Raw genomic sequence first — 13,374 nt, 5'->3', positions numbered from 1 at the left:
CGGGCTTCGGTGGGGCTGATGCGCAGCCAGTCGGCGATCACCTGATGCGGCGGGCCGCCCAGTGCGGCGGGATCTTCTCGGGCCAGCCCGGCGATGACATCGTGGCTGAACGCGATCTGGGCGCGCCGGGCGGTCTCCATCCGCTCGAGCACATGCAACCTCACCGGGGGCGCCAGTCGATCAAGGTTCAGCTCGCCCATCCCGGCCAGCGCCGTGGTGAAGGCGTCGAGCTTGGCGGTCACCTCCGCCGGCACCTCAATCGAAAACATGTTCGAATCTTATGGCGAACCGGTGACATCAAACCACCGCGAAAACCACCGTTGTGGATAAACGCCCAACTGTGGACAAACGCGGCTCGGGCCAAGCGGGACCCGCCGCCACCGCGCTGAAATTGAGGAGTTACGAGGGTTTTTCAGCACCGGCGGCTGACCTGCCGAGCGACTTCCCGCGAGTTGTCGGTACGCAGACCTACACTCGCGTTGCCTCGATAGCCACGGGTCAAGGAGGGACCGGATGCGATTCCTGCACACTGCCGACTGGCAGCTGGGCATGACCCGGCACTTCCTTGCCGGCGATGCCCAGCCACGGTATTCGGCGGCGCGGCGCGACGCGGTGGCCGAGTTGGGCGCGCTAGCGGCCGAGGTGGGCGCCGAGTTCGTCGTGGTGGCCGGTGACGTGTTCGAACACAATCAGCTCACCCCTCAGGTCATCGGGCAGTCGCTAGAAGCCATGCGCGCCATCGGAATTCCCGTGTACCTGCTGCCCGGCAACCATGATCCGCTGGACGCCACGTCCGTCTACACCGGGGCACTTTTCAGAGCTGAACGCCCCGAGAATGTGATAGTGCTCGATCGGGCCGGCATCCATAAGGTGCGGCCAGGACTCGAGATCGTCGCCGCGCCATGGCGATCGAAGGCCCCGACCACAGACCTGGTCGCCGAAGCCCTCGACGGGTTGCCGGCCGATCCGGTCACCCGGGTCCTGGTGGCGCACGGCGGCGTCGACGCACTTGACCCCGATCGCGACAAGCCCTCGGTGATCCGGCTCGCCGCGGTCGAAGCCGCGCTGGCCCGGGGGGCGATTCACTATGTGGCCCTAGGTGATAAGCATTCGGTTACCAGGGTTGCCGACAGGGTCTGGTACTCCGGCTCACCCGAGGTCACCAATTTCGACGACATCGAATCAGATCCGGGCCATGTACTCGTCGTCGATATCGACGACGCGGACCCGCAGCGCCCTGCGACGGTAACGACCCGCAATATCGGCCGCTGGCGCTTCATAACGTTGCGCCGACGGGTCGATACCAATCGTGATATCGCCGATTTGGACATGAATCTGGACCAGTTGACCGATAAGGACCGCACCGTCGTCCGGCTGGCATTGACCGGCTCGCTGACGGTCACCGACCGTGCCGCGCTGGACGCCTGCCTGGACAAGTACGCGCGATTGTTTGCCTGGCTTGGTCTTTGGGACCGCCACACCGACCTGGCGGTAATACCTGCGGACGGTGAGTTCACCGACCTCGGTATCGGCGGCTTTGCCGCCGCGGCCGTTGACGAACTCGTTTCGACAGCACGCGCGGAAGACGCGGAGTCTGCCGCCGACGCGCAGGCTGCGCTGGCGCTGTTGCTTCGGCTCGCCGATCGGGGCGCCGCATGAAACTGCACCGGCTAGTACTAACGAACTATCGCGGCGTCACCCACCGAGAGATCGAGTTCCCCGACCAGGGTGTGGTGGTGGTGTGCGGCGCCAACGAGGTCGGCAAGTCGTCGATGATCGAGGCATTGGATCTCCTACTGGAGTCCAAGGATCGATCGACCAAAAAGGAAGTCAAGCAGGTCAAACCGACCAACGCCGACGTCGGCTCCGAGGTCGCCGCCGAAATCAGCAGCGGCCCTTACCGCTTCATCTACCGCAAACGGTTTCACAAAAAGTGCGAGACCGAGTTGACCATGCTGGCGCCGCGCCGCGAACAGCTGACCGGCGACGAAGCTCACGATCGAGTCCGCGCGATGCTGGCTGAGACGGTGGACAACGAACTGTGGCATGCCCAGCGGGTGCTGCAAACCGGGTCGACGGCGGCGGTGAATCTGTCTGGCTGCGACGCGCTTTCGCGTGCGCTCGACGTCGCCGCGGCACAATCCGACACCGAGGCGGCGCTGTCGGGCAGCGAGCCGTTGCTCATCGAACGGATCGATGCCGAATATGCGCGCTACTTCACCCCGACTGGACGTCCCACCGCGGAGTGGGCCGCCGCAATCTCACGGCTGGCCGAAGCCGACGCCGCGGTCGCGGAGTGCGCAGCCGCGGTCGCGGAGGTCGACGAACGGGTAAGCCGCCATGCGCTCCTCACCGAGCAGGTCGCTGAGCTTTCCCAGCAGCGGCTGGCTACCGGTCCTCGGCTCGCAGCGGCCGAGGCTGCCGCGGAAAAGATCGCCGATCTCACCGGCCAAGCGCACGAGGCCAAACTCGTCGCAACCGCCGCGGCCGCGAACAGCGTCGCCGCGAAGGCCGCCCACGCTGGCCGGCTTCGCTTGTTAGCCGAAATCAACGGTCGCACAATAACTCTCAGCGAAGCTCAAGCTGAAGCACAGGCGGCCATCGAGGCACTGGGGGTGGCGCGCACCGATGCCGAAACCGCGGATGCCGCCGTGGAGGTGGCGACCGCCGCCCTCGCGGACATTCAAATTCGCGTGCAATCGGCGCGGCATGCCGTCGACCAACTCGCCGCGCTGGAGGAGGCGGACCGGCTGAGCGCCCGGCTGGATAAGGTCGACGGGATCCAGCGTGATTGTGATCGCCTCAGCCAGGAGCTGTCGAAAGTCGCCATCACCGACGAGCTGCTGCGGCGAATCGAGAACGCCGCGGCCGCAGTCGATCGCACAGGCGCCCAGCTGGCGTCGATCTCGGCTGAGGTCCAATTCACCGCCGTTGCTGACCTCGAGCTGGTGGCCGGCGAACAACGGGTGTCGTTGTCGGCCGGTCAGAGTTGGTCGATCGCTGCCACCGAGCCCACCGAGATCGAGGTTCCCGGTGTCCTGACGGCGCGTGTCACACCCGGCGCCACGGCGCTCGACATACAAGCCGAACACGCTGCAGCACAACAGGAGTTGACGGCTGCGCTGGTCACCGCTGATGTCGCCGACGTGCACGCCGCGCGTGCTGCCGACGAGCGCCGCCGCGAACTGCACAGCGGCCGCGACCGATTGACCGCCACCCTGGCAGGCCTGTGCGGCGATGACGAGATAGACCAACTCCGTTGCCGGCTGGCCCAGTTACGGGCCGAACAATCCGCCGAAGCCGGAACGCCCGATGCCGCGACCGCGCGTAGCGAGCTCGAGGCGGCCGAGACCGCCCGCGCGGCTGCGGACGCCGATTGCGAAGCCAAGCGCCGCATCGCAGCTGCCGCCGGCTGCCGGCTCGCCGAGACATCCACGCGGGCAACGGTCTTGCAAGAATACGCGGCAACCCAGCGCGCCGAGCTGGATGCCGTCACCGACCTGCTGGCACAGGAGAGGGCGTCGGTCAGTGACGCGGACCTGGCGTCGGCGGCAGACGCCGCACTGGCGGCGGCGCAAGCCGCGGAGCGTCGGGTCGCCGAGCTGACCGAGAGGCTGACCGCCGCCGAACCAGACGCGGTCGCGGCCGAATTGGCCGAGGCCACCGCTGCGGCCGAGTCGCTACATAAAAGCTATGAGGCGGCGTCGCGTGCGTTGCGCGAAGTCAGCATCGAACTCTCGGTGTTCGGCGGCGAGGGCCGCCAAGGCAAACTCGACGCCGCCGAGACCGAGCGTGAACACGCGAGCAGCCAGCACGCCCGAGTAGGTGGCAGGGCTCGCGCAGCGCAGCTGTTGCGGTCGGTGATGGCGCGCCACCGCGACACCACCCGGCTGCGCTACGTGGAGCCATACCGCGATGAGCTGCAACGGCTCGGCCGTCCGGTGTTCGGGCCCACCTTCGAGGTCGACATCGACAGCGACCTGTGCATCCGCAGCCGTACCCTGGACGGTCGCACCGTGCCCTTCGAATCCCTGTCAGGCGGAGCCAAAGAGCAACTGGGCATCCTGGCCCGGCTGGCGGGCTCGGCACTGGTCGCCAAGGAGGACAGCGTGCCGGTGGTGATCGACGACGCGCTGGGGTTCAGCGATCCGGACCGGCTGGCCAAGATGGGGAAGGTGTTCGACACCGTCGGCACCCACGGACAGGTGATCGTGTTGACCTGTAGCCCCGACCGCTATCTAGGAGTCAAGGGGGCGCATCGCATCGATCTCGACGTTTAGCAACCGACGGCTGACCAGCACGTCGTACACTCACACGAAAACGGGGATGTGCGATGGACATTCAGTGCGACTACGTCGTGGTCGGCACCGGCTCGGCCGGTGCGGTCGTGACCAACCGGCTCAGCGCCGACCCAGGCACCGCGGTAGTGGCATTGGAAGCGGGGCCACCCGACAAGAACAGATTCATCGGGATCCCGGCGGCTTTTTCCAAGCTGTTCCGCAGCGAGATCGACTGGGACTACCTGACCGAGCCCCAACCAAGCCTTGCCGATCGCCAGATCTATTGGCCCCGAGGCAAGGTGCTCGGCGGATCCTCGTCGATGAACGCGATGATGTGGGTGCGGGGGTTCGCCGGCGACTACGACGAATGGGCGCAGCACGCGGGCCCGGAGTGGTCTTACGCCGAAGCGCTCGGCTACTACCGCCGAATCGAGAACGTCGAGGATGCATGGCACTTTGTCAGCGGTGAAGACAGCGGAGTCACCGGACCGTTGCAGATTTCGCGTCAGCGCAGTCCGCGGCCCGCTACCGCGGCATGGCTGGCGGCGGTGCGGGACTGCGGCTTCCCCATGGTGCAACCGAATTCTGCTGTGCCGGAAGGGTTCTGCGAGACAGTGGTCACGCAGCGCCGCGGTGCTCGCTACAGCACTGCCGACGCCTACCTGAAGCCGGCCCGACGGCGCAAGAACCTCAGCCTGCTCACCGGCGCCACCGCGACACGGGTCGTGTTCGACGCCAACCGCGCGGTCGGCGTGGAATACGAGCAAGGTGGTCAAACACACGTCGTCAACGCCCGACGTGAGGTGGTGCTCTGTGGCGGCGCCGTCAACAGCCCGCAGCTGCTGATGCTCTCGGGCATCGGCGACCGCGACCACCTCGCCGAACACTGCATCGACAGCGTTCACCACGCACCCGAGGTGGGGCAGAATCTGATCGATCACCTGGTGGCCGTGCTGGGCTTCGAGGTCCGCGGCGACAGCGTGGCCGATGCCGAAAAGCCCATGCAACTGATCAACTACCTGGCGCGTCGCCGCGGCATGCTGACCTCCAACGTCGGGGAGGCTTATGGATTCGTCCGCAGCCGGCCCGAGCTGCAGCTTCCGGACATCGAGCTGATCTTCGCCCCGGCACCGTTCTACGACGAGGGCCTGCTCACCGAGTCGCCAGGGCATGGCGTGGTCTTCGGGCCGATCCTGGTCGCACCCGAAAGCCGCGGCCAGATCACGCTGCGATCGGCAGACCCGCATGCCAAACCGGTCATCGATCCGCGGTACCTGTCCGACGCGAACGGGGCCGACCGTGCCGCGATGATGGAAGGCATGCGGATGTGCGCCCGGATCGCCGCGGCCCCGCCGCTGAAAAGCCTGCTCGGCGCCATAGCACGACCACGTAACTGCACGGAGCTGGACGAAGACACCCTGGAAAAGGCGCTGACCACCTGTTCGCACACTCTGTACCACCCGCTGGGCACCTGCCGGATGGGCAGCGACGAGGCGAGTGTGGTGGATCCCCAACTGCGGGTCCGCGGCGTCGACGGACTGCGGGTTGCCGATGCCTCGGTGATGCCCAGCACGGTTCGCGGCCACACCCACGCGCCCTCGGTCCTGATCGGAGAGAAAGCGGCCGATCTGATCCGCGGCTGAAAACGTGCCGCGGACTGCGCGGTCCGCGCGCTCTCGGCACAATGGGGCAGTGACTGGTGGCAACCGATGACGATGAACGCCAAACGGCCCCGGGTGCACGACAAGTTGGCGGGTATGCCGGGCGTGCGGCCGGTGCGCCGGCCCGTCTCGCCGGGCAGCGTTGACGAGTTCGATCTCTACTACGTGCGCACCGGCCGCAAGTCCGCACACCCGTTGGTGATCCTGCCCGGCGGGCCGGGCGTGGCGTCGATGCGGCTGTACAAGGGACTGCGCCGCCGTTTCGCGGCCGCGGGTTTGGACGTCATCATGATCGAGCATCGCGGCGTCGGCATGTCGCGACACGACGACGCCGGCGCCGACCTGCCACCCCAAGCGCTCACCGTCGATCAAGTGGTCGACGACGTCGCCGCGGTGCTGGACGACGCACACGTGGAGTCGGCCGTCGTCTACGGGACGTCTTACGGCACCTACATTGCGGCCGGACTCGGCGTCCGGCATCCGGGACGGGTGCGCGCAATGATCCTCGATTCGCCACTTTTGTCCCGCGACGACATCGTCCACGTACGGGACGCCATTCGCGGGCTGCTGCTGCATGGCGACCATCCGGAAACCGCCGCGCTGGCACCCAAGGTTCGCCGGTTGGTCGACGAAGGTGTGATGACCCCTTCGGGTGGTCAAATCGCCGCGAGGTTCTACGGCTACGGCGGGATCGACCTGCTCGACCGCCAACTCGACCTGTTACTCACCGGACGAACTATCTTGTGGCAGAGCATGATTAGGTTCGGCGCAATTCTGGGTCGCAAGGCGCCTTACCGCTTCGAGACCGATCTGGTCAACCGCATCGCGCTCCGCGAACTCGACTACGCTCCGAAACCCGACGGCCTACCCTTGGACCCTGCCGTCGCGATGCGTGAAATGATCCCGCAGACAGCACCTTTCGAGGCAGAGCCATATGACCTGGTCGCCGAGATGCCGAAATTCGGGTGGCCCACTGTGGTGATTTCCGGCGGCCGTGACCTCGTCACACCGCCGGCGGTGGCCGAGCGCATCGCATCACTGGTGCCGTATTCAGTGCTGCTGACCCTGCCGACGATGGCCCACGGCGCTCTGGACTTTCGTGAGGCTGCCGCCCTGGCCGTCGCGGAGGCGGTGTGCGCCGGTGAGTTCGACGGGCTTGCCGAACGGGCCGCTGCGCTGGACGCGCTTCCGGAGCGCCCGGTAATGCGTGTGCTGTGGAAGACAATTCGTTGGGCGGCCACAGCCGAGCGCGCGTTGCCGATAGTACGGCTAGGCACCGGCTAGCTGGTGAATCCGACTGTCGTCCAATCGACGTCGGCCAACCCGAACGCGCCGTAGTTGGCCAGATCGCTGCGTACCGCGACGTCGCCGGGCGACTGGAACAGCGGCAGGCTGAATCCTTCCCACCAGAGCATCCTGTCGATCTCGTTGGCGAGCGCACGGGCTCTGTCCGGGTCCAGTTCGGACAGAGCTTGGTCGATCTTGGCGTCGATCTCCGGGCTACCTATTTTGCCGAAATTGCTCTCGCCCTTCGAAGCGTATATCTGACGCAACGCGGAAAGCGGATAACCGCCACCCACCCAACCGAATTCGACGACGTCGAAGTCGCCAGTGCTCACGTACTGGCTGAAGAATCCGGTGCCCGGTTTGGGGTCGAGCACCAGCTTGACGCCGATCTGCGCCAGGTTCTGCTGCGCGACAAGCCCGATCTGCCGCCGGAACTCCTGATCGTAGAACGGATCACGAATGACCAATTGCTTGCCATTTTTTTCGCGTACCGCCCCATTGAGCTTCCAGCCCAAGGCGTCGAGCTCTTGACGGGCTCGTTCGGGGTTGTAGGCGGCCGGTGCGCTGTTGTCTTGGTAACCCACCTGTCCCGCCATGAAGATGTGGTTGTTCAGCGGCGTCGGATGCGGGGTCAGGCCATGCTGGACTACGTTGGCGATGGCCTGGCGGTCGATGCCTTTGCTGATCGCCAGCCGCAGCCTGGGGTCCTCCATGATCGACCCGCGCGCGCCGTTGAAGGTGATGTGGTACCACTCCAGCGCCGGCGCGCTTCGAATCACAATGCCCGGTGTGCGTCGTGCGGTCACCATGTCGGCAAGCGAACCCACCTCGGCGGAATCGATCGCATTGTTTTGCAGGGCGGGGATGACGCCGAGGGGATCGAGGACCAGGAACGTGATGGAGTCGAGCCGCGGCTTGGCTCCCCACCAACGGGGGTTGCGAGTCAGCACAACGCGCTGTGCGGTTCTGTTGATCGTGGAGACGACGAACGGTCCCGCTGACGGGCCGGGCGCGTTGAGTTGGCCCTTGTTGAACACATCCGGGTCCGCCGTCATGCTGTGGGGTTGCAGGCCGCCGAACAACGCACGCCACTCCGAGTACGGCTTGGCAAAAGTGACCACCGCCTGACGGTCGTCAACGCCTCTGGTCACCGACTTGACCTGTTCGTAGCCGGCGCTGCTGGCGATCAAGTACCGCTCGTCGCGGCCGCTGCAGGCGTGGGCCATGGCCGCGAGGTCCTCCCAGACGATCGGGGTGCCGTCGGTCCATACCGCTTTGGGATTGATTGTGTAGGTGACGACCTGTGGGTTGGTACCGGTCAACTCGACGTTCGTGAAGTAGTCGGTGTTCAGCCGTTGCGAGCCGTCGGCGCTGGTGACGAAGACTCCCGGCAGCGTCGGGCCGATAACGGATGCGGTGGCAGCCGTGTTGCCGTCGATGTTGGACACGTTGAAGTTGTCCGGGAACATCGTCAGCGAAAGCCGCAGATTGCCGCCGTCGCGCAGGGTCGCCGGGTCCCGGGGGTTGATGTCGCTGGTGGTGCCGATCCGCGCGGCATGCGCCTCCGTGATGTCCCGGTAGCCCTCCGAGCAGCCGGTGACGACCAAAACAGCGGTCAGCGCCACTAGCGCAAACCTGCGAACAGTCGGCGGACGCCTCACCCGCACGATGTTAACCGCCGGCGACATCAATCTCCCTGGGGTCGCGCCCGCGGAACCGCAGCCAGCAGTCGCTGCGTGTACTCGTGTTGCGGATTGCAGAACACCTGGTCGCCGTCGCCCTGCTCCACGATCGTTCCCCGATACATCACCGCCACCCGGTGCGCCAAATGTTTGACCACCGAAAGATCGTGCGACACAAATAAATACGACAATCCGAAGAGTGCCTGCAGATCAAGGAGCAGGTTGATGATGCCCGCCTGGATCGACACGTCGAGCGCAGAGACCGGCTCGTCGAGCGCAAGGATCTTCGGCTGCAAAGCCAACGCCCGCGCAATGCCGATCCGTTGCTTTTGTCCGCCGGAGAACTCGGCGGGATACCGGCTGGCGGCGGCACGGTCCAGTCCGACGACCGAAAGCAGCTCGGCTACCCGCTCCTCGCACCGCGGCCTGTCGAACCCGTTGGCCACCAACGGTTCAGCGATGACGTCGAATACCGGCAGGCGTGGGTCCAGCGAGGCTACCGGGTCCTGGAACACCACTTGCAACTCGGTCCGCAGTTTGCGACGGGCGGCCTTGTCGAGCGCCGATACGTCGGTGCCGAGAATTTCGATGGAACCTGCCTGCGGTGTGTTGAGTTCCAGCACCTGACTGAGCGTTGTCGATTTACCCGAACCGGATTCGCCGACGATGCCAAGGGTGCGGCCCTCTTCCAGCGTGAAGCTCACGCCGTCGACCGCGCGTACCTCACCCACCCGCCTGCGGAACACCACTCCCTTCGTGAGCGGGTAGGTTTTGGCGAGATCGGTAACCTGCAGCACCGGCGGGGGCTCGCCATCGGCGCCCGCTATCTCAAGCGGTTGCGTTGACACGCCGAAGATTTCGGCCGCACTGCGTCCTGCGACGTCGTTGGTGCGAATGCACGCCGCCCGGTGGCCGTCCCCCACCACGACGAGATCGGGTTCCGCCGAACGACATCGATCGATCACCAGCGGACACCGGGGGGCGAACGGGCACTCACCGAGGGGTAGTGACGACATCGTCGGCGGCGCACCCGGAATGGGGATCAGCCGGGTGCCCTGGGGTGCGTCCAGTCTCGGCACCGAACCGAGCAACCCGACGGTGTACGGCATCCGGCGGTCGCGGTAGAGATCGTCGACCGCGGCGATCTCCACGCCACGTCCGGCGTACATGACGATTGCCCGGTCGGCGAACTCGGATACCACACCCAGGTCATGGGTGATGATCAGCACCCCGGCGCCGGTCACGTCGCGCGCGGTTCTCAGCAAGTCGAGGATTTGCGCCTGAACTGTGACGTCCAGTGCAGTGGTCGGTTCGTCACAGATCAACAGGTCGGGATCGTTCGCGATCGCGATTGCGATCACCACCCGCTGACGTTCGCCGCCGGACAGCTCGTGCGGGAAAGCCCTTGCCCGGCTTGCCGGCTGCGAGATACCGACCAGCTCGAGCAGCTCGACGGCACGCTTGCGGGCATTCGCTCGGCTGATGTCGCGGTGGTGAACTTCGACCGCTTCGGCGATCTGGTCGCCGATCGTGTAGACCGGGGTCAGCGCCGACATCGGGTCCTGAAATATGGTGCCGACCGCGTTGCCACGGATTCGTGACATCGCCTGGTCGGACAGTCCGAGCAATTCCTCGCCGTGCAAGCGCACCGATCCGGACACCTTCGCGTACTCGGGCAACAGTCCGATTACCGCCATCGCCGCAGTGCTTTTGCCCGAACCGGATTCGCCGACGATGGCTACGACTTCGCCCGGATCGATGTGATAGGTCATGCCCCGCACCGCGGACACCGCGGCGTCCCCCGCCTCGAAGGTGACGTTCAGATCCGTCACCTCTAACAGCGCGGTCACTGCCGCCTCTTGCGGCGCGGAGGGCGACTGCGCGGGTCCAGCGCGTCGCGCAGGCCGTCGCCGGTGAGGTTGGCGCACAGGACAATCAGAATCAGCGCACCGGCCGGAAACAGGAAGACCCATGGGAATGTGGTGACGGAAGGCTCGCCGTCGGCGATCAACGTCCCCAGCGACACATCGGGTGGCTGGACACCGAATCCGAGGAAGCTCAAACCGGTTTCGGCGAGGATCGCGAGCCCGACATTCAGCGTCGCGTCGATGATGAGGATGGACGCCACGTTAGGCACGATGTGGTGCACGATGACCCGACGGCTGGAGACACCCATATACCTTGCTGCACGAACGAATTCGCGTTCCCTCAGGCTCATCGTCAGACCGCGCACCATCCGCGAGCTGACCATCCAGCCGAAGATCGCGAGCAGCACTATCAGCCAGAAAATGTTGCTCGACCCTTTCGTGCGCTGAGCAACGATGGCGATCAGCAGGAAGCTCGGCACCACCAGCAACAGGTCAACGAGCCACATCAGTGCCCCGTCGCGCCAGCCGCCGAAATAACCGGCAACTGAGCCGACGGTGGCGGCGATCGTCGTCGAAATCAAAGCCACGCAGAAACCGATCAGCATCGACTTCTGCATGCCGCGCAGAATCCGGGCCAGCAGGTCCTGACCGAGCGCATTCGTGCCGAACCAGTGCTTGAGTGACGGTGGCTGCAGCAGCGCGTCGAGGTCGAGATGGTTGTAGTCGTAGGGAAGCAACGGCGGCAGCGCATAGCAACCGGCAAATCCCACCAGCAGCAGAATCAACGCGACGACCGCGGGCCTGTTGCGAATGAATCTGCGTGCTATCAGGTTTCGCCGTGAGGTGAAGGTGCCTGCCGGGTGAATACCAGACTTGACATCCGCGGTCGCTTCTTGAACGGTCATGTCACCCGCACTCTCGGGTCCAACAACGCATAGAAGACATCGGACAACAGCCCGGCCAGCAGAACCGCCGCGCCGGAGAACAACGTAATGGCCGCAACGACATTGGTGTCCTGCGTGGAAATGCCTTGCACCACCCACTCACCCATGCCGTGCCAGCCGAAGATCTTCTCGACGAACACTGCGCCGACAACCAAGCCGCTGACCCCGTAGGCGAACAACGTGGCCAATGGAATCAGCGCGGTGCGCAGTCCGTGTTTCAACAGCGCACGCCGGCGGGTCAGACCCTTGGCACGCGCGGTCCGGATGAAATCCTCGCTCAGCACGTCCAGCATCGCGTTGCGCTGGTAGCGGCTGAAGCTCGCGATCGCGAGTAGGGCCAGGGTCAACGTCGGCAACACCAGGTGCTGCACGCGGTCGAGGAAGTGGTTCCACATCCCGTTGGGGGGAATCGGTGAGGTCTCGCCCGTGTACTGGAAGATTCGGAGCCCGGTGAGCATGTTGATCCGCAGCCCGGCCAGGATGAGCAGTCCCGCCAGCACGAACGAGGGAATGCTCAAGATGATCAATGACAGCACGGTGATAACGCGGTCGCTGAGCCGGTACTGACGGATGGCTCCCCAAGCTCCAACGATGACGCCGATGATCGTGCCGAGCGCCGAACCGGTCACCACGAGCCGCAGACTGACCCCGATCCGATGCCACAGCTCGTCGGAGACGGGGTGACTGGTCACCGTCTTGCCGAAGTCTCCGCGGACCACACCCGAGGCCCATTTCCCGTATCGGAGGGGGATGGGTTTATCCAAGCCGAGTTCAACCTTCTTGGCGTGGATGGCCTCCATCGAAGGCGTCGGGTGACGCTGGATATACGTCTCCAGCGGGTGAAACATCACCGACGCCAGGCAGAAGGCCAAGAAGGACGCCAGGATCAGCAACACGATGTAGTTGAGCAGCCGACGCACGAGGAAGCGAATCATGCTTGATCGCTCCGCACTCGCATTGGGACAGGGTAAGAGATGCGGGGTCCGTTGGCGTGGGCAACGGGCCCGCGCAGCCGCTACTCATTGCGATCCGGTTGATCCAGACCGGTGAAATCAGGGCAGCCGGTTGTTAAAATCCAGCGCGGCACCGACCCGTGTAGCAAATTCCATCCCGTGATCCCGAGGAGACTTGCGTGACGGTTACCGAGGAATACCTGGCCAACAACGCCAAATACGCGAGCAACTTCAACGGTCCGCTTCCGATGCCGCCCAGCAAACACGTCGCGGTCCTCGCGTGCATGGACGCCCGGCTCGACGTGTACCGCCTGCTGGGCCTCAACGAGGGCGAAGCTCACGTTATCCGGAACGCCGGCGGAGTCGTCACCGACGACGCGATCCGCTCGCTGGCCATCAGCCAGCGCCTGTTGGGAACCCGGGAGATCATCCTGATTCACCACACTGACTGCGGGATGCTCACCTTCACCGACGACGACTTCAAGCGCAGCATCCAGGAAGAATCCGGGGTGAAGCCGCCATGGGCGGCCGAGGCCTTCCCCGATGTCGAGGAAGATGTCCGGCAGTCGTTGCGCCGCATCGAGAACAGTCCGTTCGTCACCAAGCACGTGTCGCTGCGTGGTTTTGTCTTCGATGTCGCCACCGGCAAGCTCAACGAGGTCAAGCTGTAGCTGTTCGCGCGACTAGCCCACGCTTTCC

The 13,374-nt window shown here is 65.1% G+C and carries 9 protein-coding genes and 1 pseudogene; 5 read left to right on the top strand and 5 right to left on the bottom strand.

Annotation, left to right across the window (positions count from 1 at the left end):
- Window positions 1-269, bottom strand: a pseudogene (locus A5791_RS09975) (HNH endonuclease); the annotation flags it as partial.
- 244 nt (window positions 270-513) lie between these two features.
- On the opposite strand from A5791_RS09975, the gene A5791_RS09970 reads away from it, so the two are divergent.
- The 4 genes from A5791_RS09970 to A5791_RS09955 all read left to right on the top strand — a co-directional run bounded on the left by A5791_RS09970 (window position 514) and on the right by A5791_RS09955 (window position 7,225).
- Window positions 514-1,659: an exonuclease SbcCD subunit D gene (locus A5791_RS09970; RefSeq protein ID WP_067234731.1), complete on the top strand. Its 1,146-nt coding sequence runs from the start codon at window positions 514-516 to the stop codon at window positions 1,657-1,659.
- Complete coding sequence (locus A5791_RS09965) at window positions 1,656-4,280, top strand: ATP-binding protein (protein ID WP_067234728.1); 2,625 nt, start codon at window positions 1,656-1,658, stop codon at window positions 4,278-4,280. Before A5791_RS09970 ends, A5791_RS09965 begins: the two co-directional genes overlap by 4 nt.
- A 53-nt stretch (window positions 4,281-4,333) precedes the next feature.
- Window positions 4,334-5,923, top strand: a complete 1,590-nt coding sequence (locus tag A5791_RS09960) for a GMC family oxidoreductase (RefSeq protein ID WP_067234725.1) — start codon at window positions 4,334-4,336, stop codon at window positions 5,921-5,923.
- 66 nt (window positions 5,924-5,989) lie between these two features.
- Window positions 5,990-7,225, top strand: coding sequence for an alpha/beta fold hydrolase (locus A5791_RS09955; protein ID WP_067234721.1), 1,236 nt, complete (start codon window positions 5,990-5,992; stop codon window positions 7,223-7,225).
- Here the strand turns inward: A5791_RS09955 and A5791_RS09950 are convergent.
- The 4 genes from A5791_RS09950 to A5791_RS09935 are packed head-to-tail and all read right to left on the bottom strand — an operon-like array spanning window position 7,222 to window position 12,657.
- Window positions 7,222-8,916, bottom strand: coding sequence for an ABC transporter family substrate-binding protein (locus tag A5791_RS09950; RefSeq protein ID WP_067234718.1), 1,695 nt, complete (start codon window positions 8,914-8,916; stop codon window positions 7,222-7,224). The two genes, A5791_RS09955 and A5791_RS09950, sit on opposite strands and share 4 nt — an antisense overlap.
- The gene (locus A5791_RS09945) at window positions 8,916-10,760 is read right to left on the bottom strand and encodes an ABC transporter ATP-binding protein (protein WP_067234714.1); all 1,845 of its coding nucleotides are present in this window, start codon (window positions 10,758-10,760) and stop codon (window positions 8,916-8,918) included. Before A5791_RS09945 ends, A5791_RS09950 begins: the two co-directional genes overlap by 1 nt.
- Complete coding sequence (locus A5791_RS09940; protein ID WP_067234710.1) at window positions 10,757-11,683, bottom strand: ABC transporter permease; 927 nt, start codon at window positions 11,681-11,683, stop codon at window positions 10,757-10,759. The genes A5791_RS09945 and A5791_RS09940 overlap by 4 nt, the downstream gene beginning before the upstream one ends.
- Window positions 11,680-12,657: an ABC transporter permease gene (locus A5791_RS09935; RefSeq protein ID WP_067234707.1), complete on the bottom strand. Its 978-nt coding sequence runs from the start codon at window positions 12,655-12,657 to the stop codon at window positions 11,680-11,682. The genes A5791_RS09940 and A5791_RS09935 overlap by 4 nt, the downstream gene beginning before the upstream one ends.
- A 197-nt stretch (window positions 12,658-12,854) precedes the next feature.
- Between A5791_RS09935 and A5791_RS09930 the strand changes: the two genes are divergently transcribed.
- Window positions 12,855-13,346: a carbonic anhydrase gene (locus A5791_RS09930; protein ID WP_067234704.1), complete on the top strand. Its 492-nt coding sequence runs from the start codon at window positions 12,855-12,857 to the stop codon at window positions 13,344-13,346.
- The last annotated feature ends 28 nt before the right edge of the window (window positions 13,347-13,374 follow it).

It is taken from the genome of Mycobacterium sp. 852002-51163_SCH5372311, from assembly GCF_001667115.1.
GTDB lineage: Bacteria > Actinomycetota > Actinomycetes > Mycobacteriales > Mycobacteriaceae > Mycobacterium.
The sequence above is the reverse complement of the archived record's forward strand: the minus strand, read 5'-3'. Positions and strand labels throughout refer to the sequence as shown.